The 21,309-nt window shown below is 74.6% G+C and carries 21 protein-coding genes; 9 read left to right on the top strand and 12 right to left on the bottom strand.

The features are described from left to right. From MF672_RS41240 to MF672_RS41210, 7 genes are read right to left on the bottom strand one after another with little or no spacing between them, the layout of a single operon-like run. The gene (locus tag MF672_RS41240) at window positions 1-987 is read right to left on the bottom strand and encodes a P1 family peptidase (RefSeq protein WP_242376518.1); all 987 of its coding nucleotides are present in this window, start codon (window positions 985-987) and stop codon (window positions 1-3) included. Then, on the bottom strand, window positions 984-1,721 hold the full coding sequence (locus MF672_RS41235) for an ATP-binding cassette domain-containing protein (protein ID WP_242376517.1): 738 nt from the start codon (window positions 1,719-1,721) through the stop codon (window positions 984-986). Before MF672_RS41235 ends, MF672_RS41240 begins: the two co-directional genes overlap by 4 nt. Next, window positions 1,718-2,668: an ABC transporter ATP-binding protein gene (locus MF672_RS41230; RefSeq protein WP_247815685.1), complete on the bottom strand. Its 951-nt coding sequence runs from the start codon at window positions 2,666-2,668 to the stop codon at window positions 1,718-1,720. Before MF672_RS41230 ends, MF672_RS41235 begins: the two co-directional genes overlap by 4 nt. Then, window positions 2,665-3,483 carry an ABC transporter permease gene (locus tag MF672_RS41225; protein ID WP_242382412.1) on the bottom strand — a complete coding sequence of 273 codons (819 nt, stop codon included), beginning with the start codon at window positions 3,481-3,483 and terminating at the stop codon, window positions 2,665-2,667. Before MF672_RS41225 ends, MF672_RS41230 begins: the two co-directional genes overlap by 4 nt. Further along, window positions 3,480-4,448, bottom strand: a complete 969-nt coding sequence (locus tag MF672_RS41220) for an ABC transporter permease (protein ID WP_242382411.1) — start codon at window positions 4,446-4,448, stop codon at window positions 3,480-3,482. The genes MF672_RS41225 and MF672_RS41220 overlap by 4 nt, the downstream gene beginning before the upstream one ends. A gap of 2 nt (window positions 4,449-4,450) precedes the next feature. After that, on the bottom strand, window positions 4,451-6,073 hold the full coding sequence (locus MF672_RS41215) for an ABC transporter substrate-binding protein (protein ID WP_242382410.1): 1,623 nt from the start codon (window positions 6,071-6,073) through the stop codon (window positions 4,451-4,453). A gap of 14 nt (window positions 6,074-6,087) precedes the next feature. Next, window positions 6,088-7,989 carry a primary-amine oxidase gene (locus MF672_RS41210; protein WP_242382409.1) on the bottom strand — a complete coding sequence of 634 codons (1,902 nt, stop codon included), beginning with the start codon at window positions 7,987-7,989 and terminating at the stop codon, window positions 6,088-6,090. A 159-nt stretch (window positions 7,990-8,148) separates the two neighbouring features. Here MF672_RS41210 and MF672_RS41205 point away from each other — a divergent pair, with 159 nt between their 5' ends. After that, complete coding sequence (locus MF672_RS41205) at window positions 8,149-9,171, top strand: LacI family DNA-binding transcriptional regulator (protein ID WP_242382408.1); 1,023 nt, start codon at window positions 8,149-8,151, stop codon at window positions 9,169-9,171. Here MF672_RS41205 and MF672_RS41200 read toward each other — a convergent pair. Beyond that, window positions 9,164-9,829 carry a lytic polysaccharide monooxygenase auxiliary activity family 9 protein gene (locus MF672_RS41200; protein WP_242382407.1) on the bottom strand — a complete coding sequence of 222 codons (666 nt, stop codon included), beginning with the start codon at window positions 9,827-9,829 and terminating at the stop codon, window positions 9,164-9,166. The genes MF672_RS41205 and MF672_RS41200 overlap by 8 nt on opposite strands. A gap of 254 nt (window positions 9,830-10,083) precedes the next feature. Here MF672_RS41200 and MF672_RS41195 point away from each other — a divergent pair, with 254 nt between their 5' ends. After that, window positions 10,084-10,668 (top strand): Uma2 family endonuclease, encoded by a 585-nt coding sequence (locus MF672_RS41195; RefSeq protein ID WP_242382406.1) that lies wholly within the window; start codon window positions 10,084-10,086, stop codon window positions 10,666-10,668. Window positions 10,669-10,722: 54 nt separating this feature from the next. Here the strand turns inward: MF672_RS41195 and MF672_RS41190 are convergent, their stop codons facing one another. Genes MF672_RS41190 through MF672_RS41180 form a run of 3 tightly spaced genes read right to left on the bottom strand, consistent with a single transcriptional unit; the run spans window position 10,723 to window position 13,669 of the window. Continuing rightward, entirely contained in the window at window positions 10,723-11,430 is a 708-nt protein-coding gene (locus MF672_RS41190; protein WP_242382405.1) for a response regulator, read from the bottom strand. Continuing rightward, the gene (locus tag MF672_RS41185) at window positions 11,388-12,518 is read right to left on the bottom strand and encodes a hypothetical protein (RefSeq protein ID WP_242382404.1); all 1,131 of its coding nucleotides are present in this window, start codon (window positions 12,516-12,518) and stop codon (window positions 11,388-11,390) included. Before MF672_RS41185 ends, MF672_RS41190 begins: the two co-directional genes overlap by 43 nt. Next, window positions 12,515-13,669, bottom strand: a complete 1,155-nt coding sequence (locus MF672_RS41180) for a sensor histidine kinase (protein ID WP_242382403.1) — start codon at window positions 13,667-13,669, stop codon at window positions 12,515-12,517. Before MF672_RS41180 ends, MF672_RS41185 begins: the two co-directional genes overlap by 4 nt. A 366-nt stretch (window positions 13,670-14,035) precedes the next feature. On the opposite strand from MF672_RS41180, the gene MF672_RS41175 reads away from it, so the two are divergent. The 6 genes from MF672_RS41175 (at window position 14,036) to MF672_RS41150 (ending at window position 19,744) form a co-directional block, all read left to right on the top strand. Beyond that, window positions 14,036-14,800, top strand: a complete 765-nt coding sequence (locus tag MF672_RS41175) for a PP2C family protein-serine/threonine phosphatase (protein WP_242382402.1) — start codon at window positions 14,036-14,038, stop codon at window positions 14,798-14,800. A 56-nt stretch (window positions 14,801-14,856) separates the two neighbouring features. Beyond that, the gene (locus MF672_RS41170) at window positions 14,857-15,648 is read left to right on the top strand and encodes an SAM-dependent methyltransferase (RefSeq protein WP_242382401.1); all 792 of its coding nucleotides are present in this window, start codon (window positions 14,857-14,859) and stop codon (window positions 15,646-15,648) included. Between the two features lie 114 nt (window positions 15,649-15,762). Continuing rightward, window positions 15,763-16,812, top strand: a complete 1,050-nt coding sequence (locus MF672_RS41165) for an Acg family FMN-binding oxidoreductase (protein ID WP_242382400.1) — start codon at window positions 15,763-15,765, stop codon at window positions 16,810-16,812. Beyond that, window positions 16,805-18,232: a nitronate monooxygenase gene (locus tag MF672_RS41160; protein ID WP_247815684.1), complete on the top strand. Its 1,428-nt coding sequence runs from the start codon at window positions 16,805-16,807 to the stop codon at window positions 18,230-18,232. Before MF672_RS41165 ends, MF672_RS41160 begins: the two co-directional genes overlap by 8 nt. A gap of 40 nt (window positions 18,233-18,272) precedes the next feature. Beyond that, window positions 18,273-19,499 carry a nitrate/nitrite transporter gene (locus tag MF672_RS41155; protein ID WP_242383281.1) on the top strand — a complete coding sequence of 409 codons (1,227 nt, stop codon included), beginning with the start codon at window positions 18,273-18,275 and terminating at the stop codon, window positions 19,497-19,499. Further along, window positions 19,496-19,744 (top strand): cupredoxin domain-containing protein, encoded by a 249-nt coding sequence (locus MF672_RS41150; protein ID WP_242383280.1) that lies wholly within the window; start codon window positions 19,496-19,498, stop codon window positions 19,742-19,744. Before MF672_RS41155 ends, MF672_RS41150 begins: the two co-directional genes overlap by 4 nt. 191 nt (window positions 19,745-19,935) lie before the next feature. On the opposite strand, the gene MF672_RS41145 is transcribed toward MF672_RS41150, so the two are convergent. Further along, a complete protein-coding gene (locus MF672_RS41145) occupies window positions 19,936-20,376 on the bottom strand; it encodes a hemerythrin domain-containing protein (RefSeq protein ID WP_242383278.1) in 441 nt (146 codons plus the stop codon). A 224-nt stretch (window positions 20,377-20,600) separates the two neighbouring features. On the opposite strand from MF672_RS41145, the gene MF672_RS41140 reads away from it, so the two are divergent. Next, window positions 20,601-21,299 (top strand): CBS domain-containing protein, encoded by a 699-nt coding sequence (locus MF672_RS41140; RefSeq protein WP_242383277.1) that lies wholly within the window; start codon window positions 20,601-20,603, stop codon window positions 21,297-21,299. The last annotated feature ends 10 nt before the right edge of the window (window positions 21,300-21,309 follow it).

Genomic DNA, 21,309 nt, shown 5'->3' with positions numbered 1-21,309 from the left:
CTACTCCGCCGCGCTCAGGATCGCGTCCCAGGCGACCTCGGAGGCGAGCGTGCCGAGGCCGGTGGGCTTGACGCCGGTGAGGTCCACCTCGTCGGTGGTCATCGCGAACAGCACGTCGCCGTCGGTCAGCGTGTGGAACGGCTGGATGCCGCGGTGCATGGAGCTGTGCACCTGCCTGCCGACCTGCAGCAGCTCGACGTCGCTCAGCCGGACGTTGGTCACCATGACCGTCAGCGTCGTGTTGCCCATCACCGAAGGGGACGGGTCGCCAACCGTCTCGGCGTAGTCGAGCCTCGGGTGCCGGCGCTCGCCCAGCTCACTGTGGTAGTTGCCGCGCACGACCGCGCCGGTCCGGTCCACGACCGCGCCCACGGCGTTGACCACGGTCGCGACCAGCACCTTGGCCTCGCCGAACACGCCGAACGCGGCGCCCTGCCCGGCGAACTCGGCCCGGCCGAACTCGACCTTGCCCGCGCTCGCGGTGCGGCCCGCGCCGCACCGGCCCACCGGGAAGGAGCCCGACACCGCGGCGCGCAGCGCGGCCCGGCCCAGCTCGGCGTCCGGGTAGACGGCCGTGTCGCGGGCCGAGAAGTCGTAGATGACCGCGCCGGAGACGAGCTGGAGGTCGTCCCAGCGGGTGCGGTTGTCACGGCGGGCCAGCAGCTCGTCGCTGACGCCGGCGGCCGCGGCCAGGCCGTACACCGAGCCGCCGGCCAGGCAGATCGCGTGGTTGAAGTCGTAGCCGCCGCTCAGGCCGACCGCGCCGCCGCGCGCGTCCACGGCGGTGCGCGCCCCGGCCGGGATGTGCACGACCGTGCAGCCCGTCGGGCCCTCGGCGTACTCGGCGGTGCCGACCAGCACGCCCGGCAGGTCGAAGGCGACCGCGCCGCGGCCCGGGCTGGGCTGCGGGCTGAGCGGCAGGTCCGCGTTGCGCGGCACGCCCGGCGCGAACGCCGACGGGCGGGCGGTTCTCGGCTCGATGGTCACAGGGCCTCCAGGAGCTGCTTGGAGTACGGGTGGGACGGCGCGGCGTAGAACGTCGCGGTGTCGGCGGTCTCGACGATCTCGCCGTGCCGCATGACGGCGATCCGGTCGGCGAGGTAGCGCACCGCGCCGAGGTCGTGGGAGATGAACAGGGCGCTGAAGCCGTACTCGGCCCGCAGGTCCTTGACCAGGTTGAGGATCTGCACCTGGACGGAGACGTCCAGCGCGCTCACGGCCTCGTCGAAGACGATGAAGCCGGGCCGGGTGACCAGGGCGCGGGCGATCGAGACGCGTTGGCGCTGGCCGCCCGACAGCTCGTGCGGGTAGCGGGCGGCGAACGACGCCTCCAGCCCGACGTGCTCCAGCATCTCGGCGACGGCGTCCCCGGCGGGACGGCCGAGCACGGTCAGCGGCTCGGCGACGCTCTGCCCGACCCGCAGGCGCGGGTTGAGCGACCAGTGCGGATGCTGCAGCACCGCCTGCATGCGCCCGGCCAGCTCGCGCCGCCGCCTCGGGAAGGGACGGCCGTCGAACCGCACCGTCCCGGCGCCCGGCCGTTGCAGGCCGAGCGCGACCCGGCCGGTGGTGGTCTTGCCCGAGCCGGACTCGCCGACCAGGCCGAGGATCTCGCCGGGGGCGACGGCCAGCGAGACGTGCCGCACGGCGTTCAGGTGCACGCGGCGCAGCGGCGAGCCGGCGGCGAAGGTGACGGTGACGTCGTCCAGTTCGAGGATCACGCGCCCACCTCCTGCGCGGCGCGCACGGCCGGCTCGGCGGCGCGGTGGCACAACACGTCCTGCTCGCGCACCCGCACGGGCGCGGGCCGCTCGTGCGCGCACCGCTCGACGGCGAACGCGCAGCGCGGCGCGAACGCGCAGCCCGGCGCGGGCCGCCGAGCACCGGCGGGCGGGCCCGGCACCGGCGCCAGCCGCACCCCGGGCGCCGCGGCCGCCGGGGACGAGCGGGCCAGCGCCGCCGTGTACGGGTGCGCGGGCCGGCCCAGCACCTCCCGGGCGGGCCCGCGCTCCACCACCCGGCCGCCGTACATGACGGCCACCCGGTCGCAGCGCCGCGCCACGGCCGGCAGGTCGTGGCTCAGCCACAGGATGCTCGTGCCCGCCTCGGCGGCCAGCGCGAAGACCACGTCGGACACCTCCTCCCGCACCTGGCTGTCCAGGGCGGCGGTCGGCTCGTCGGCGACCAGCAGCTCGGGCGAGCCGGCCATGGCCAGGGCGAGGGCCACGCGCTGCGCCATGCCGCCCGACAGCTGGTGCGGGTAGGAGCGCGCCACTCGCGGGTCGGCCAGCCGGACCCGGCCGAGGTGGAAGGCCGGGTCCCCGCCGCGCCCGAGCACCAGGCGGAGCTGCGCGCCGACGCGCTTGGTCGGGTCGAGCGAGGCGATCGGGTCCTGGAAGACGAACCCGAGGTGCCGCCTGCGGAGGTGCCGCAGCCGCTTGGCGGGCAGGTCGAACACCGGCTCCCCCGCCACCAGCACCTCCCCCTCGCCGCGCCGCGCGGACGGGGGCAGCAGCCGGCCGACGGCGGCGCCGAGCGTCGACTTGCCCGACCCGCTCTCGCCGACCAGCCCCAGCGTCTCCCCCTGCGCCAGGTCCAGGTCGGCGCCGTCGAGCGCGCGCGTCCCCGGATAGTCGATCACCAGGTTGCGCACGGTGAGCAGGCTCATGTCAAAGACCTCGCTTCGCGTGGTTCGAGGCGGTCGCGGAGGCCGTCGCCGACCACGTTGATGGCCAGGATGGCCGCCACGAGCACGACGCCGGGGCCGAGGATCAGCCAGGGCGCCGCGATCATGTACGTGCCGCCCTGCTGGATGAGCACGCCGAGCGACGCCTGCGGCGGTTGCACGCCGAAGCCGAGGAAGCTCAGCCCGCCCTCGACCGCGATGCCGACCGACAGCGCGTACGTGCCCTGCACGGCGACGGTGCCGGCCACGTTGGGCAGCACGTGCCGGGCCAGCACGCGGGGCAGCCGGGCGCCGCTGATGACGGCGGAGGTGACGTAGTCGCGCTGGGAGACGGCCGCGGCGGCGGCCCGGACCAGCCGGGTCATCAGCGGGATGGTGACCAGCACGATGGCGGCCAGGGCGGCCGTGCGGCCGGGGCCGAGCACGGCGGCGACCAGGATCGCCAGCACGATGGCCGGGAACGAGTACAGCACCTCCACCACGCGCATGACCAGCTCGTTGAGCCAGCCGCCGCGGTAGCCGGCGACGATGCCGAGGGTGACGCTGAGCGCGGCGGTGACGAGCACGGCCGCCGAGGACAGCAGCAGCGTCGTGCCGACGCCCTCCAGCACGCGGGGCAGCACCGAGCGGCCCAGGTTGTCGGTGCCGAGCCACCAGCCGGGGCCGGGCGGGCGCAGGCGCGGCCCGGCGATGGCGTCCGGGTCGCCGCCGAGCCCGGCGGCGCCGGCCAGCGCCAGCGCCGTGAGCAGCGCCAGGCAGGCGAGCCCGGCGACGGTCAGCCGGTCGAGTCTCCTCATGCCCGCCTCCCCGCCGTGACGCCGAGCCGGGGGTCGAGCACCCCGACGAGCAGGTCGATCAGCACGTTCATGACGATGAACACCCCCGCCGCGAGCAGCACCCCGGCCTGGACGACGGCGTAGTCGCGGCGGCCGACGGCCTGCACGACGTAGGACCCGACGCCGGGCAGGTTGAAGACGTGCTCCACGATGAGCGCGCCGCCCAGCAGGTACGCGATCGTGGTGCCGACCAGCGTGACCACCGGCGTGGCGGCGTTGCGCAGCACGTGGTGGCGGACGATCGCCCACGGCGGCTCGCCGCGCCCGACGGCGGCGGTCACGTACGGCTCGACCAGCACGTTCATGACGGCGTCGCGGGTCGTGCGGGCGGTGACCGAGACGGAGAAGACGGACAGGACGGCGGCGGGCAGGATAATCGTGGCCAGGTTCGCCGCCGGGTCCGCGCCGAACGGCACCCAACGGCCGACCTCCAGGCCGAGCGCGTACCGGGAGAAGACGAACACGACCAGGCTGCCGAGCACGAACTCCGGCACGCTCACGCCGAGGCCGCTGAGCAGCCGGCCGGCCGCGCCGCCGCCGCCCGGCCTGGCCCGGACGGCGGTGAGCACGCCGAGCGGCACCCCGGCGAGCACGCTGACCGCGACGGCGAGCAGGGTCAGCTCGGCGGTCACCGGCAGCCGGGCCAGCAGCTCGCCGCCGACCGGCGCGCGGCTGATCATGGAGACGCCGAGGTCGCCGCCCGCGACGGCGGCCAGCCAGTGCCCGTACTGGACGAACACCGGCTGGTCCAGCCCGTAGCGGGTGGCCAGCTCGGCCCTCTGCGCGGCCGTGGCGAACGGCCCGAGCACGGTCTCGGCGAAGCCGCCCGGCATCAGCCGCACCGCGGCGAAGATCAGCACCGAGACGCCGAGGAGCGTGACGGCCGAGCTGAGCGCCCGCCCGCACCACCACATCAGCAGGCGCATGGCTACCGCGACTTCTTCACGCGGGCGTCGGCGACCAGGCGCAGGACGTTGCCGTAGCCCTCGGTGGCGTAGAGGCTGGGGCTGAGCGCGTCGGCCCGGTAGGCGACGGTGGCCGGGCGGGTGACGAGCGGGATCATCTGGGCGTCCGTGTCGGCCTTGGCGCAGGCGGCGGTGAGGGCCTGGGCGCGGTTCCCGGTGCCGCTGTTGGCCGCGTCGATGAGCGCGTTCAGCTCCTTGTCGGGCCGCATGAAGCCGGCGTTGAAGCCGGCCGTCTCCGGGTTCCACCACTTGGCGACCATGCCGGGGTCGGCGTAGCCGGCGAACCAGGACAGGGCGGCGTCGAAGTCGGCGGGCGCCTTGCCGTACACCTTGCCCGACCAGCTGGCCTCGTCGAGCTGCTCGATCGTGACGGTGATGCCGGCCTGCTGGAGGTTCTGCTGGATGACCTGGGCGACGGCGGGGGCGGGCTCGGTGTTGAAGATGCTGAGCGTGAACGACAGGTTCTGCGCGCCCGCGTCGGCCAGCAGCTTCCTGGCGTCGTCCACGGTCCTGCCGGCCGACGGGAGGGCGGCGGGGTCGCAGGCGCCGGGCAGCCCGGCCGGGGTGATCGCGGTGGGCCGGCCCTTGCCGCCGAGCGCCACGTCGGCGATCTGCCGCTGGTCGAGCGCGATGGCGACGGCCTGGCGGACCCTGGGGTCGGCGAACTTCGAGCCGGCGGCCCGGGTGTTGAGCATCAGGTAGTAGAAGTCGGTGGTGGCCTGGGTGACGACCTTGACGTCCTCGGCGCCGGCCAGCATCGACCCGGAGTCGACGTTGCCGAGGGTGGCGAGGGCGGTGCCGCCGTTCTGCAGGGCGGCGATGCGGGCGGCCTCCTCGGGGGCGATCGTGACGGTGAGGGTGTCGGCGGCGGGCTTGCCCTCGGCCCAGTACCTGTCGTTGCGCCGGAAGGTCCAGGAGACGTCCTGGCGGTGGTCCTGCACGACGTACGGGCCGGTGCCGAGCAGCGTGGTGGCCGGGTCGAGGGACTTGTCGCCGATCTCCTTCATGGGCAGGACCGCGGCCGGCACGTTGGCGAGGGCGGCGAGGAACGGCGCGTACGGCTGCGCCAGCGTGACCTTGACGGCCGTGTCGCCGTCCTTGGTCACGGATTCGACCGGGCCGAGCTGGCCGCGCCACACCGACTTGGAGGCGAGCAGCCGCTTCAGGCTGCCGACGACGTCGTCGGCCGTCATCGCCCGGCCGTTGGAGAAGGTGACGCCGGGGCGCAGGTGGAAGACGTACTCGGTGGGGCTGGGGGTCTCCCACTTCTCGGCCAGCAGCGGCTGGACGCTGAAGTCGGGGCCGATGGTGACCAGCGTCTCGTACGACAGCGACAGGAGCTGCCAGGTGGAGGCGACGTCGGCGAGCTGCGGGTCGTAGCCGGTGGCGGCGCCGCTGTCGATGTGCACGCTCACGTTGAGCGCGCCGCCGGCGGGCAGCTTGTCGTCGGCGAGCGCGAGGTAGCCGGGGGCGACCGTCTCCTGGGCGGCGGGGGAGGCGGGCGCGGCGCCCGTCCCGTCGGTGGCGGCGCAGGCCGCGGCGAGCAGGGCGGCCGTGACGCCGCAGGCCAGGCGTATCGGACGCATGGGCCTCTTCTCCTCTAGTGGCAGGAACGTGCGGAGGCGCTCGGCGGGACGTCGAGCGTCGGGTTGCGGTCGAAGAAGCCGACCGGCTTGAGGACGAACCCGCACGTGTCGACCGGCATGATCGGCCAGTCCTCGGTGCGGGGGAAATGCGTCAGGCCGAACGTGTGCCACAGCACGATGTCCTGCCCGTCGAGGTCGCGGTCGGCCCGGGTGTAGGCGGGCAGGCCGGCGCCTCCGGGGTGCTGGTTGACCAGGTCGCCGGCGGGGTAGCGCTCGGCCGGGTGGTAGCGGGTGACCCACAGGTGCCGGGTCGCGAACTCGGCCCTGCCGTGGATGCTGGAGCCGGGCGCGGCCAGCAGGGTCGGCCTGCCCTCGGGGTGCAGGGCGTAGCCGACCGGGCGGCCGAGGCGGTTGAGCACGCCGGGGTTGACGACGTGCCAGGTGCGCTCGGCCTTGAGGTCGGCGTCGCGGACCGCCTCGCGCTCGGTGCGGAGGCGGGTGGCGACGCGGGTGAAGGCGTTGCCGTACGGGCTGTGCACGGTCTTCGCCTCGACCTCGTCCACGGCGTTGGCGACGCCGTCCACGGTCATGTCGAGGCGGGCGCTGAACAGGTGCTGGTGGTAGGGGGCGGCGAGGCCCGGCGCGACCTCGGAGCCGTAGGGGGCGGCGCGGTCGTCGTAGGCGCCGGTGAAGACGATGCCGGTGGCCTTGACCTCCAGCTCGATCGTGCCGTCCAGGTAGAGGTACCAGTAGAAGCCGTAGTCGTAGTTGCCGACGGTGACGAAGAAGGAGATGACCAGGCGGCGCTGGCGGCGGGTCTCGCGGGAGCCGTTGGCGGGGTCGGTGTGCTTCCACAGCACGCCGTAGTCCTCCTCGTGCATGCAGATCGCGTTGGTGATCACCTTGGGCAGACCGGCGCCGTCGGTGACGACGGCGTCGAAGTAGGTGATCTCGCCGAGGCAGTCGCAGCCGAGTTCGAGGGAGTTGGCCAGCTTGCCGAGCTGGTACTCGCCGGTGTCGAAGTAGTTCTGCCAGAAGCGGACGGGGCTCGGGTCGCCGTAGGGGACGACCATCTCGGCGACCGAGGCGCGGTAGACGACGGGGCGGACCCGGCCGCCGTCCTCGAAGCCGATCCGGTGCAGGGTGAGGCCCTCGCGCATGTCGTAGCCGAGGCGGAGGCTCCACTTCTCCCAGGTGACGAGCGGGCCGTCCACGGTGAAGCTGGGGCCGTCCGGCTGGGTGATGTGGATGGGCTTCTGGGTGGTGCGGTAGGGGCCGTGGCCGTAGTCGCCGGGCTCGGCGGGGACGGGCTGGGGGCCGGTGTCGACGATCTCCATGACCTCGGCCTTGACCAGGTCCACGTAGGCGACCAGGCCGTCCACCGGGTGCGCCCAGGGCAGGCTCGCGCGGGTCGGCATGAGGTGGGCCAGCACCCGGGCGACGCGGCGGCCGTGCTCCCGCGGCCGGGCGAAGTGGCCGGCGCTGAGCGCGGCCAGGTAGACCGACGCCGGGTCGTCGATGCCGCGCCTGGCGAGGGCGGCGGCCCAGCCGGCGTCCTCGCGCAGGACCTTCCTGACCAGGGCGTGCTCCTCGTCGAGCATCGGGACCTGGCCGTCGGTGAGCGGGTCGATCGGGGTGCGGGACTCGACCGCGCCGGCGGTGATCGAGACGGTCACCGCCTCGGCGGCCTCGGTGGACAGGTCCAGCAGGTAGGCGCGGGCGCGGCGGGCGGGCGGCGGGGCGCCGGGCTCCCAGACCAGGACCTCGTGCTTCGGCGGCTCCTCCAGGCCGAGGTAGGCGACCCGCACCGGCTCGGTCAGCAGGCCCTCCGCCATGAGGATCCGCCTGACCTCGTCGATCTCCCGCGCGGCGAGCGGGTCGAGGGGGTGGGGGTGCCGGCCGGTGGTGAGGTGCAACGTGTCCGCCCCTTTCTGCTGCCGGAACGTTCCGGCAATTGCGGGCTAACATAAAACCCGCAGGACGGACGGCACAAGACCTGGACGCCAGCTGAAACACATCGTTTACGGACGAGAGCCCGCGAGGGGGCGCTCATGAGGGCCGCTACCATTCGGGGCGTGCAAGCAGACGAGCCGGTCACCATCCTCACCGTCGCCCGTGAGGCGGGGGTGTCCAAGACGACCGCCTCCGACGCCCTGCGCGGCTCCGGGCGGGTCTCGGAGACCACCCGGGCGGCGGTCGCGCAGGTCGCCGAACGGCTCGGCTACGTCCCCAACGGCTCGGCCCGCCACCTGCGCAGGGCCAGCACCGGCACGATCGGGCTGCACGTCCCCGAGGTGCTGACCCGCTCGTCGTACTACATGTCGTTCGTGTTCGGCGTCGTCGAGCAGGCGGCGCGGCACGACTACGACGTCACGCTCATCACCTCCGGCCAGCGCCGCCCGCGTCCGCCCCGGGTGGACGGGCTCGTGCTCGGCGACCCGCTGGAGGGCGACCCGGTGGTGGAGCGCCTGATGGGGACCGGCTTGCCCACGGTCTCGTGCGAGCGCTTCCCCGGGCCGCGCCAGGCCGACGGCGTGGTCTGGTCGGAGCACGCGCCCATGCTGGCCCGGCTGCTCGACCACCTGCGCGGGGCGGGCGCGGCCCGGCCGGCGCTCATCGTGGCCGGCGACGAGAGCGACTGGGCGGCCAGCCTGCACCGGGGCTACCTCGACTGGTGCGCGGCGCGGGAGGTCGCGCCGCTCGTGCGGCGGGTGTCGTTCGACGCGACCGGCGACGAGGTGCGCGCGGCCGCCCGCGCCCTGCTCGGCGCCGGCCCCGGAACCCCGATGGACGCGCTGGTGTGCGCGCCCGCGGGCGCGGCGACGGAGGTCGCGCCGCTGCTGCGGGAGTCGGGCGCGGAGGTGCTGCTCGCCTCGTGCGTCGACAGCGCGGGCACCCGCCTCGCCGACCCGCCGATCACCGCCATCGACCTGCGGCCGAAGGAGGCCGGGGCGAGCTGCGCGGAGCTGCTGTTCGAGCTGCTGTCGGGGGCCGCGCCGGTGGGCACCGAGCGCCTGCACCCGATCGAGCTGGCCGTGCGCGCCTCCACGGCGAAGCCCCGGCCGGGGGCGGCCGGGGCGGGGGCGGGGCTCAGCTGAAGGTGACGTCGCTGCAGAAGTAGTAGGTCTGGTCCATGTGCGAGGCCTTCCAGATCGTGTAGACGACGTGGCGGCCGGTGCGCGAGCCCTTGCTGATGCCGTTGATCAGGTACGTGTCGCTGGGGGCGTACTTGCCGGTCTGCCGGATCAGCTCCAGGTCGCCCCAGCCGAGGGGCGTGGTCAGGGCGTTGTAGCCCTGGCGGGTGATGTAGACCCTGATGTAGTCCGCGCCGTGCCGGGCCTGGTCGGTCAGCCGGATGTCGAACGTGGCGGGCAGGCTCGTCGTCCTCCACGCGCCGGGGGTGTCCATGGAGCGGTAGCGGCCGCCCTGCGTCTGGCCGCCGCTGCAGAGCTGGCCGCTGGGGATGACGCCCTCGTGGTTGCCGCCGACGTTGTCGCGGTAGAGGCCGTTCCAGTTCCACATGGCGTTGGCGTTGTCCTGCCAGGCCTGCCAGCACATCGGGTCCTGCTGGGCCATGGCCGGGTTCTGGAAGTCGTTGCCCCAGCGCAGCCAGCAGCCGTAGTTGCGGGTGGCCGGGTCGACGACCGTGCCGTGCGCCGAGGCGGTCTCGGCCAGCGGCACGACGACGACCATCGCCATGGACGTCAGCAGGGCCAGGGCGCGCAGCGCCCAGCGGTTCCGTGCGGGTCGGGGCATAGTGCGGTCTCCGTGTTCCGGTCGGGGGTTGCCGGTGGGGAGGAGCGCTCCTGGTGCGGGACGGTATCTGACCGGAATCGCCGCGGCCAAGTGAGTGTCGTTGTCAGGACGGCAGAGAGGGGGGATGAGCAGGGGAAAGGGCTTTCCGGCAGGTGAAACTTTCACCGTGGTCGAGCGGTGACTCAGCGTGCGTGATTTTGGAGAAGTAGCATGTGAGCGAGGGCCGAGTTCTCGATACTGAGTGGGTGACCGCGATGGCGACGATCGAACCGGGCACGGAGCGCAGCACGGTACTTCCGGGCGCGCCCCCGTACACGGTCGACGACCTTCTCAAGTTCCCCGACGACGGGAACCGCTACGAGCTCTTCAACGGGAGCCTACTGGTGAGCCCAGCCCCCCTTCCCCTGCACCAGCGCATCTGCTTCCGGCTGCAGGTCATCCTCACCGACGCGGCGCCGCCGGAGCTGGAGCCCTTGGCGACGGTCAACCTGCGGGTGACCGACAGGGACTTCTACATCCCCGACCTCGTCGTCGTCCCCACGAACCTGGTGGAGAGCGTCGGGCTGATGTTCTCCCCCGAGCACATGCTCCTCGCCGTAGAGGTGGGCAGCCCGAGCACCAACGTCCGTGACCGCATCCTGAAGACCGAGGCGTACGCGGAGGCGGGCATTCCGCTCTACTGGCGGATCGAGCCGGACGAGGGCCCCGCGCTCTACGTGTACGAGCTCGACGGCGACTCCTACGACCCGCCCGCCGTGTTCAAGGCCGGCGCGGTCGCCACGCCGCCCGCGCCCTTCCCCGTGAGCTTCGACCCCGCCGAGCTGGTACGCCGCCGCTGACCTGGCCTCGGCCCTGCCGGTCCCCTCCCGCCGGGAGGACCGGGGCCAGGGGCTTCAGCGGGGGCCGGGGTCGGCGGCCAGCGAGGTGTAGATGGTCACCTCGTCGGGCTGGATGAGGCCGTCCTGGATGGCGCAGATCAGCAGCTTCTCCTTGGTGGGGGCGGGGCGGCCGGCGGCGGCGTACTTGACGCGGGCCCGGTCGATGTACTGGCGCACGGTGCGTTCCTTGATGCCCATCCGGGCCGCCACCGACGCCTTCGACATCGACTGGAACCAGAACAGCAGCGCCTCCCGCTCCTTGTCCGACAGCTGGGGCCGGTGGGGGCGCTCGTCGGTGGCGATGGCCTGGGCCATCGGGGGCGTGACGGTGGGCCGGTCGGCGGCCACCTCCATGATCGTCTCCAGGCACGACTCGCGCGTGGCGCGGCCCTTGCCGATGAACGCCGACGCCCCCGCGTCCAGGACGGCGCGCACCGTCTCCGGCTCCTCGTGCTCGGAGAAGACGATCACCCGCTGCCCGCCCTGGCACAGCTCGGCCACCCGGTCGACGACCATGGTGCCGTTGAGGTTGAGGTCGAGCAGCAGCACGTCGGCCTCGACGCCCTGCACCGCCTCGATGGTGGGCCCCTCGGCGACCAGCTCGACCGGGCTCGGTGGCGGGCCGAACCAGGAGCGCACGCCGTCCACCACGACCTGGTGGTCCTCCACCAGCGCGACCGTCACCGGCCCGGTGACGGGTTCTGCCAGATGCTGTTGACCCATACCTCCCCTCCCTGCCGCTGATAGGTGACGACCACGCCGCTCGGCTCGCGCACCGGGGCGGCGCTGACCGGCAGGTCGTCGTTGTCGGCCACGACGGCCACGCTCACCATCGTCGACATGGCCGACACCGTTACGCGGGCCCGCGTCCTGGCCCCGTCGAGCGCCCGGACCGGGGCCCGCAGCAGGTCCTCGCGCACGCCGTCGGGCAGGCAGGGCAGGTAGTCGCCGAACGGCGGCACCGTCACCATCACCTTGCGCCGCTCGGCCGCCTCGATGCGCTCGCGCAGCGCCGAGACCAGCTCGTCGGGGACGTCCTCGCGCTCGGTGATGAGCCGGCGCAGCCGCATCGCGCCGGCCGTGCAGCCGTCGCGCACCTGGGGGTCGCCGGGGTCGGCGCCGTCGGCGAGCTGTTGCAGCAGCTCCTCGGCGACGTCGCGGATGGCGGCGTACCTGCGCAGCCGGTCGGTGTGGATGCGCTGGGCCGACTCGCGGAGCGCGTCGTCGGCGGCGAGCCGGCGGGCCAGCAGGACGGCGTCCTCGGCGCGGGTGCGCAGCAGGTGGCAGCCCCACGTGTAGCCGAGCTGCATGGTGATGCCGCCGACGATGACCACGAGGTACTTGGAGATGGCGACGCGGTCGAGCATGCCGGTCAGGGCCATGGCGGCCAGCATGACGGCGGCGTTGGCGGCGAGGATCGCGATCAGCTCGCGGCGCCAGCGCGGCCGCCCCCACACGAGCATGACGCCGATCCAGCCGATCGAGCCCCACGCCCAGTCGCTGATGCCGAGCAGCTCGCGGGGCTCGATGGCGACGATGCCCATGACGTCCACGGCGAGCGTGACGACGGCCAGCTCGCGGATCCGGGCCGGGCCGCGCGACTCGCGGGCCAGCGAGCGGAGGGCGACGGCGAAGACGGCGGTGTAGACGAGCCAGGCGGCCACGTTCAGCCAGGGCAGGCGGTAGGCCGGCCAGCCGGTGAGCGTGACGGTCAGGTCGTAGCCGAGGTGCCAGACGGCCGCGATGACGGCGGCGCCGAGCGCGGTGTAGCGGGCGTAGCGCTGGGCCACCTGCTCGATCTCCTCGGTCATGGCCGCCACCACAGGCTGACGCGGGTGCCCTGGGCGCCGGAGGAGATCTGGGCGCCGCCGTTGGGCAGCGTGCGCATCATGTCGAGGATGGAGCCGCGCACCCCGAACCGGTCCGGCGGCAGGCGCTCCTGGTCGAAGCCGCGCCCGCTGTCGGCGATCTCCACGACGATCTCGCCGTCGCGCCGGGTGGAGACGACCTCGGCCTGCTGGACGCCGGCGTGCAGGGCGACGTTGGCCAGGGCCTCGGTGACGGCGCGGGCGAAGCGCTCGGCGACGTCGCCCGGCACGGTCTCGGGGGTGAGGTCGGTGCGCACGTCGAGGCCGGCGGCGCGGCCGGCGACCTCGTCGAGCAGGGCGTCGAGGGCGATCGGGGCGGAGTCGGCGCCGGGGGTGTCGCGCAGCTTCTCCAGCGCGGCGAGGTCGGTGCGGACCTGGGCGGCCAGCGTCGGCGAGGGCCGGTCGTAGGTGCCGAGGCCGACCATGGTGAGCGTGTGCAGCGCGGTCTCGTGGATGCTGCCGACCTGCTTGAGCTGGTCCTCGCGGCGCAGCCGCTCGACCATGAGGGCGATCTCGGCGCGCACGCTGCGCTCCAGGAAGGCGTCGGTCTTGGCGGACGAGCGGCGCAGCAGCGTCATCAGCATGACGATGGCGAGCAGCTGGACGAGGTGCACCCCGGTGGGGACGACGACGTCGTGGGCGGCGGAGGCGAGGCGCACGCCGGCCGCGAAGGCCGCCGCGACGGCCAGCCCGACCGCGACCGTGACGACCGGCCGCCAGGCCACTCCGGTCAGGATGATCGTCATCGTGACCAGCCCCGACACCCAGCTCGCGCCGCTGTCCAGCGACTCCTCGGCGACCAGGTGACGCTGCGCGAGGCACAGCGTGAGCGTGACGGCCACATCAGCGACCACCAGCCCGCGCGGCACCAGCTCCTTGCGCCACCACACCCGCGCGAAAAAGGCCGTCAGGGTGAGGTGAACGGCCAGCAACGGCACCAGCCAGGAAAGGGAGACCGGCTGGACGGCGCCGAAGGAGGCCGCGACGACGGCCACCGCGCCCACCGCGCTGCGCGCGCCCGCCGCGGTTCTGGCGGTGGCTTTCTCGAATTGCCGGGTCGCCGAGTCGTACCTGGTGGAGCGGGGGTGAGACATGAGCCGTCCGCACGCGCCGGGAGCACAGGACGGGTCTCACGATAACGCAGTTCCGGATGCGCAAAAAGAAAACAGAATGTGTTCTCCCGGATGACCGGTAAGGAATTTCCGGGCCGGTGGTCATGGGTCGCATGGCTGTTTTTCCCTTGGTTCGGTGCTGTGCGGTGTGCACCGCCCCTCCCCACCCTGACCGGGGCCGCCCCGCCGGACATGACGGTCGAACGGCCGTCATGCCGTCACCTGCGCATATCCGCCTATATAACGCTACGACGGCCGATCGGCCGTCAGCCGTCCGGGCACGCGGGGGCGTCTACTGGCGGTGCCCGAAAGGGCGGTGCCGCGAAGGCCGCGGCGGGAGGGGACCTCATGACGTTCTTCGTGATCTCGATCCTGATCGGATGTCTGTCGGTGATGACCGTGCAGGGCAGGCGCGGCAAGTGGCCGCCGGGCATGCCGGTGACCCGGCCGCGCCTGGTGGCGGTGGGGGGCACCTACGAGGGCACGCACGGCCGGCCGTCGGACGCGTACGTCGTCCAGGAGCGGCTGGTCGCGACGGCCGATGGCGGGGCGGGCGCGGAGCTGGGCCACGCGGCCGCGGCCCTCGCGCTGGCGGCCGTCGTCGCGGCGCGCCCGCAGCACGCCGGCACCCGCGAGCAGGACCTGGACGACTGCGCCCAGGCCGCGCACCGCGCGGTGCGCAACGCCGCCCTGCGCAACCCGGCCATGCCCGAGCTGACCAGCACGCTCGACCTCATCGTGCTGGACCCGGGCGAGAGCCCGCGCCTCCGCTTCGCGCACGTGGGCAACGGCGCGATCTGGCACTGCCCGCGCGGCGGCACGCCGGCGCCGCTCACCACCTCGCACTGCTTCGACGACGGGCCGCCGCTGCGCGCGCTCGGCCGGCCCACGGCGCTCAACGCCGAGGTCGGCACGGTGGCCGTCCGGCCGGGCGACCGGGTGGTGATCGTGACGGACGGCGTCGTGCGGGCCCTCGGCGCGCAGCGCCTGACGGAGCTGCTGGACGCGGCCGCCCCGCCGGTCGCCTGCCTGGACCGGCTCTACGACGAGCTGGCCGCGGTGGAGCCGAAGGACGACGCCACGGTGGTCATCGCCGACTTCGTGACCGTCTGACCCGGTGAACGCGAGAAGCTCTCACAGCCGGCGGCGCATCGCCTAGGATCTCGATCATGAGCGCAGCGTCGGGGATCAATCCGAACATCCCGCACTCGGCCCGCGTGTACGACTACTGGCTGGGCGGCAAGGACAACTTCGCCGCCGACCGCCGGGTCGCCGAGGAGACGATGGCCGCCGTCCCCGGCGTCCGCGAGAGCGCCAGGAACAACCGCGCCTTCCTCGGCCGCGCGGTGCGTCACCTCACCGCCCAGGGCGTGCGGCAGTTCCTCGACCTCGGGACCGGCATCCCGAGCCAGGGCAACACCCACGAGGTCGCCCAGGCGGAGGCTCCCGAGGCGCGGGTGGTGTACGTCGACAACGACCCCATCGTGATGACCCACGCCAGGGCGCTGCTGACCAGCACGGAGGAGGGGCGGACCGCGTACCTGGAGGCCGACGTGCGCGACCCGGCCGCCATCCTGGAGCACCCCGAGCTGCGCGAGATCATCGACTTCCGGCAGCCGGTCGCGCTCATGATGGTCGCGCTCCTCATGCACATCCCCGACTCCGACGACCCCGCCGGGCTGGTCAAGGCGTACGCCGACGCCCTCCCCCAGGGCGGCTGGCTGGTGCTCAGCCACCTCACGCTCGACCTCGCGCCGCCGCAGGTCGCCGCGGACTACCTGGCGGCGACCGGGCGGCAGGCGATGCGCCGCACCCCGCGCACCGGGGAGCAGATCGCCCGCTACTTCGACGGGTTCGAGCTGGTCGAGCCGGGGCTCGTCGCGGTCTCCGAGTGGCGCGACACCCCGCTCTTCCCCGACGAGATCCCCTGGATGTACGGCGGCGTGGGCCGCAAGCTCTGACCGATCCCGGTCCATCGGGCCTGATGCCAGGGACTTTGGTCCCTGACGCGGGGCAGCCGGCCCGCGGGAGGGTGATCCCATGCCCGCTGTCACCGCTGTCCCGGGAGCGTCCCGGTGATCGATCTCGGCGCGGCCGGCCACCGGTCGCCGGCCGCCGCCCTGGAACCCCCGTTCGCCTCCGTCGCCCGCGTGTGCGCGATCGTGGGCGCCGCCGTCGCGGCGCCGTCCGTGCACAACACCCAGCCGTGGCGCTTCCACTGCGCCGACGACACGACGATGGAGCTGTACGCCGACCTCGACCGGCTGCTGACCGCCACCGACCCCATGGGCCGCGGCCTCGGCATCAGCTGCGGCGCCGCCCTGCTCAACCTGCGGCTGGCCGTCCGCGCCACCGGGCACGACGCCCACGTGCGCCTGCTGCCCCGGCCGGCGGACCGCCCCGACCTGCTGGCCACCGTGCACGCCGTGCCCGGCGCGCCGCCGGACCCGGACGAGCGGCTGCTGCACGAGATGATCCCGCACCGGCGCACCAACCGCTTCCCCTTCGACGGCCGGCCGGTCGCGCGCGAGGTCATGGTCGGCCTGGTGCACGCCGCGCACGCCGAGGGCGCCACGCTGGTGCCGGTGGCGGGCCGGACCGCGCGCCGGGTGCTCGACCTGGTCGCCATGGCCGACGACACGTTGTCCGACGACCCGGCGTACCGGGCGGAGCTGGCCGCCTGGACCGGCACGGACGCCCGTGCCGCCTGGACCGGCACGGACGCCCGCCCCGACGGGGTGCCGGAGCACGCCTTCGGCCCGCGGCCCCGCGACGGCCGGGTGCCGATGCGCGACTTCGCGCCGGGCCGCCGCCAGGCCGAAGCGGACTTCGAGGCGGAGCCGCAGCTCGCCGCCCTGTTCACCCGCGGCGACGGGCCGCGCGACTGGCTGCGGGCCGGGCAGGCGCTCCAGCGGGTGCTGCTCACGGCCACCGCGAAGGGCGTGGCGGCCTCGCTGTTCAGCCAGCCGCTCGACCTGCGCCCCGCGCAGCACCGCGGCGACGTGACCGGGCCCTTCGGGCACGTGCAGATGCTGATCAGGCTCGGGTACGGCCCGCCGGTCCCGCGCGTCCCCCGCCGTCCCGTCCCCGACGTGCTCGACGGCCGGGAGGCCCCCGGTGCCTGACGCGGACCGCGCCGCGGCCTGGCCCGCGCTGATCCAGGGCGGGATGGGGGTCGGCGTGTCCGGCTGGCGGCTGGCCCGCGCGGTGGCCGCCACGGGGCAGCTCGGCGTGGTGTCCGGCACCGCGCTGGACGTCACCCTGGCCAGGCGGCTGCAGCGCGGCGACCCCGGTGGCCACCTGCGCCGCGCCCTGGCCCGCTTCCCGGTGCCCGAGGTCGCCGAGCGCGTGCTCGGCCGCTACTTCGTGCCCGGCGGCACCGGCGAGGGCGTGCCGTACCGGCCCGTGCCCCGGCTCGGGCTGCGCGCGCACCGGGCGCGCGACGAGCTGGCGGTGGTGGCCAACTTCGCCGAGGTGTTCCTCGCCAAGGAGGGCCACGACGGCCCGGTCGGCGTCAACTACCTGGAGAAGATCCAGCTCGCCACCCCCGCCGCCGCCTACGGCGCGCTGCTGGCCGGGGTGGACTACGTGCTGGTGGGCGCCGGCATCCCGGCCGAGCTGCCGCGCCTGCTCGACGACCTGGCCGGGCACCGTCCCGCGCGGATCTCGGTCGCGGTGTCCGGCGGCGAGGGCCACACCGCCGGGCTCGACCCGGTCGCGCTGCTGGGCCGCCGCCTGACGCCGCTCCCCCGGCCGCGGCTGCTGGCCATCGTGTCCTCGCACGTGCTGGCCGCGTACCTGGCCCGCTCCCCCGCGACCCGGCCGGACGGGTTCGTCGTCGAGACGCCGGTGGCGGGCGGGCACAGCGCGCCGCCGCGCGGCCGGCCGGTGCTGGACGCGGCGGGCGAGCCCGTGTACGGGCCGCGCGACGAGCCCGACCTGGGCAAGCTCGCCGCGCTCGGGCTGCCGTTCTGGCTGGCGGGCGGCTACGGCACGCCCGGCGGGCTGGAGCGGGCCCGGGCGGCCGGCGCGCAGGGCGTCCAGGTGGGCTCGGCGTTCGCGTTGTGCCGGGAGTCCGGGCTGGACCCGCGGCTGCGGCGCGGGCTGCGCGAGCGGGCCGCCGCCGGCGGGCTGCGGGTGCGCAACGACCCGCGGGCCTCGCCGACCGGGTTCCCGTTCAAGGTGGCCGAGGTGCCGGGGACGTTGTCGGAGGACGCCGTCTACCGGGAGCGGCCCCGCCTGTGCGACCTCGGCTACCTGCGCACGCCGTACCAGCGGGCGGACGGCTCGGTCGGCTACCGCTGCCCCGCCGAGCCGGTCGACGTCCTCGTGCGCAAGGGCCGGCCCGCCGAGGAGGCCGAGGAGCGGCGCTGCCTGTGCAACGGCCTGCTCGCCGCCGTAGGGCTCGGCCAGCACCGCGCGGACGGCTACGCCGAGCCGCCGCTGCTCACCCTCGGCCAGGACGCGGCCTTCCTCGACGGCCTGCCCGACGACCACTGCGCCGCCGACGTCGTGGCCCGCATCCTGCTGGGCGCGCGCGTCTGACGCACCACCCCCATCTTGAGATCCTTCTATGGAGAACGACATGACGAACGCACCGGCCGTCACCGGCGGCCGCACGCCCGCGGTGATGCTCGGCCTGGCGACCCTGGGGTTCGCGCTGAACTTCTGGGCCTGGGCGCTGCTCAGCCCGCTGGGCCCGCGTTTCAAGGAGCTGCTGGGGTTGTCGGCGGCGCAGCAGGCGCTGCTGGTGGCCGTGCCGGTCATCGTCGGCTCGCTCGGCCGCATCCCGGTCGGCGCGCTGACCGACCGGTTCGGCGGGCGGGTGATGTTCCCGCTGATCTCGGCGGCCACCATCGTCCCGGTGCTGTTCATCGGGCTGGCCGGGCAGACCTCGCTGGCGGCGCTGCTGGCCGGCGGGTTCTTCCTGGGCATCGGGGGGACGGCCTTCGCGGTCGGCGTGCCGTTCGTCAACGCCTGGTTCCCGCCGCACCGGCGCGGCCTCGCGGTCGGCGTGTTCGGCGCGGGCATGGGCGGCACCGCGATCAGTGCGCTGACCACCGTGCCGCTCGTCCGGGCGGGCGGGCCCGAGCTGCCCTTTCTCATCACCGCCGGCGTGCTGGCGGGCTACGCCGTGCTCGCCTGGCTCGTGCTGCGCGACGCCCCCGGGCGGGCCGTCGCGGCGCAGCCGCTCCTGGCCCGCATGGCGGCCACCCTGAAGCTGCCCGTCACGTGGCAGGCGTGCGTGCTGTACGCGCTCGCCTTCGGCGGCTACGTCGCCTTCTCCGTCTACCTGCCCGCCTACCTCCAGACCGGCTACGGCCTGGAGCAGGCCGACGCCGCCAACCGCATGGCCGGGTTCGTGGTGCTGGCCGTGCTCATGCGGCCGGTCGGCGGCTGGCTGTCCGACCGGGTGGGGCCGGTGCCGGTGCTGGCCGCCGTGTTCGCGGTGCTCACCGTCATGGCGGGCGTGCAGGCGCTGACCCCGGCGCTGATGCCGGTCGGGACCATCGCGTTCCTGACCATGGCCGCCGCGCTCGGCGCGGGCAGCGGGGCGACGTTCGCGCTGGTCGCGCAGGTCGCCCCGGCCGACAAGGTGGGCTCGGTCACCGGGCTGGTCGGCGCGGCGGGCGGGCTCGGCGGGTTCGTCCCGCCGCTGCTCATGGGCTTCGTGTACGGGCAGACCGGCTCGTACGGGCCGGGCCTGGCGCTGCTGGCCGGCACCGCCGTCCTCATCCTGCTGCTGACCGCCACCAAGGTCCGGGCCCTGGCCGCGCGGGGCGCGGGCGCGCTGGTGCCGGGACGGCGATGACCAGCGGGCCTCGCGGACCGGCCTGCGGCTGGCCGCGCCCGGCCTGGCCGTGGCGGTCGCCGGCACCGCGGCCGGCTACGACCACCGGCGACGCCGGCGGCGCGCAGGTGCTGGACCTGGCCCCCGCGCAGGGCGGCTTCGCCGAGCTGGTGTTCCCCGGGCCGGGGCGCTACCCGGTCGTCGACCACGCGATGCGGCGGGCGGAGGCGGGCGCGCACGGCGTGTTCGAGGTGACCGCGCGCTGAGCTGCCGGGGGGACCCGAAGGGCGGCGAGTCCGGGGATGGGCTTTCACGACTCGCCGCCCGTCTGGGTGCAGGCCCCGCGCCGATCGCCGCCGGCCGGGCGGCTCTCGGGGGGCTCGTCCCTCACGCTAGATCACCGGGCGGGGCCGCCGGCCGGGTCCTTCGGCCCTGATCACCCGGCCGAAGGTCCCCGCTAGCCGGACACCGCCGTCGGCGTGATGCGGTCCCAGGCGGCCAGCGGCAGCATGATGACCGAGGCCGGGAAGAGCCCGTGCTCCTCGTGGTCGATGTGCTGGTGCAGCCGGTCCAGGGCGTCCAGGACGGCGGGCCAGTCGGGGGCCGCCCGGTCCACCGTGCCGAGCACGCCGTGGATGCCGGTGTGCTCGTCGCACAGGCGCTCCACCTCGCCCGCCAGCGTGCCCTCGGCGCGCAGCTCGGCGAACAGCCCGCCCTCCTCGGCGGCGGTGTGCGGGACCAGCCGGCCGAACAGCTCCTCCAGCAGGGCCAGGGCCTCGGCCTCGCGCCCGGCCCTGATGGCCCTGCGCAGCTCGCCGGCGCACTCCTCGATGTCCCAGTGTTCGGCGGACAGGCGGCCGATGAGCGGGAACTCCCGGCAGCCGCAGTAGTTGCACATGATCGTGTCCTTCCGGCCAAGACGAGCGTCATCTCTCGCCCTCACCTTCGGGGACCGGCGGCCGGATGATCAGGGCCGAAGGTCACCGGTGCCACGGTCGTCCGTCACGAGTGCGGCGCCGGGGCGAACGCCCCGGACCAAAGCCCCGCACCACGGGACTTCCGCCCCTGGGGCCGCCCCGCTGACCTGCGATGGCATGGCGGAGGGAAGGAAAGGAGCATCCCATGATGCGGATCAGCGTGCGGGACGTCATGACCACCCGGGTGGCCTCGGTCGCGGCGGGCACCCCGTTCAAGGACGTGGCCGGCGTCCTGGTGAGCCGGGAGGTCAGCGCGGTGCCCGTGCTGGACGGGGAGCGGCGGGTGGTCGGCGTGGTGTCCGAGGCGGACCTGCTGCGCAAGGAGGAGTTCCGGGAGCTCTACTACGGCGAGGGCTACCGGCCGCGGCTGCGGGCCCGGCTGCGCCGCCGGCTGACCGGGCGCGGTGAGGACGGGCGGCGCAAGGCGGCGGGCGCGACCGCGGCCGAGCTGATGTCGTCGCCGCCGGTCACGATCGGCCCGGACGCCTCCACGGTGACCGCCGCCCAGCTCATGGACGCGCGCGGGGTCAAGAGGCTCGTCGTGGTGGACGAGGACGGGCGGCTGCTGGGCGTGGTGAGCCGGCGCGACCTGCTGAAGGCGTACACGCGTGACGACGCCGAGCTGAAGCGCTGGGTGGAGGAGGCCATCCCCGAGCAGGCCCGCTGGACCGACCGGCGCGGCATCGTGGTCGAGGTGCGGGACGGCATCGTGACGCTGTCCGGGCACACCGCGACGCGCACCGAGGCGGCGGCGGCCGTGCACCTGGCCAAGGGGCTCGGCGGCGTCGTGGACGTGCGCCAGTCGCTGGTGTGGGACGAGCGCGACCCGGCGCGCCACACCTGAGGTGAAGGGG

This window comes from Actinomadura luzonensis, assembly GCF_022664455.2.
Lineage (GTDB): Bacteria > Actinomycetota > Actinomycetes > Streptosporangiales > Streptosporangiaceae > Nonomuraea > Nonomuraea luzonensis.
This window is presented reverse-complemented; position numbering and strand designations above follow the sequence as displayed.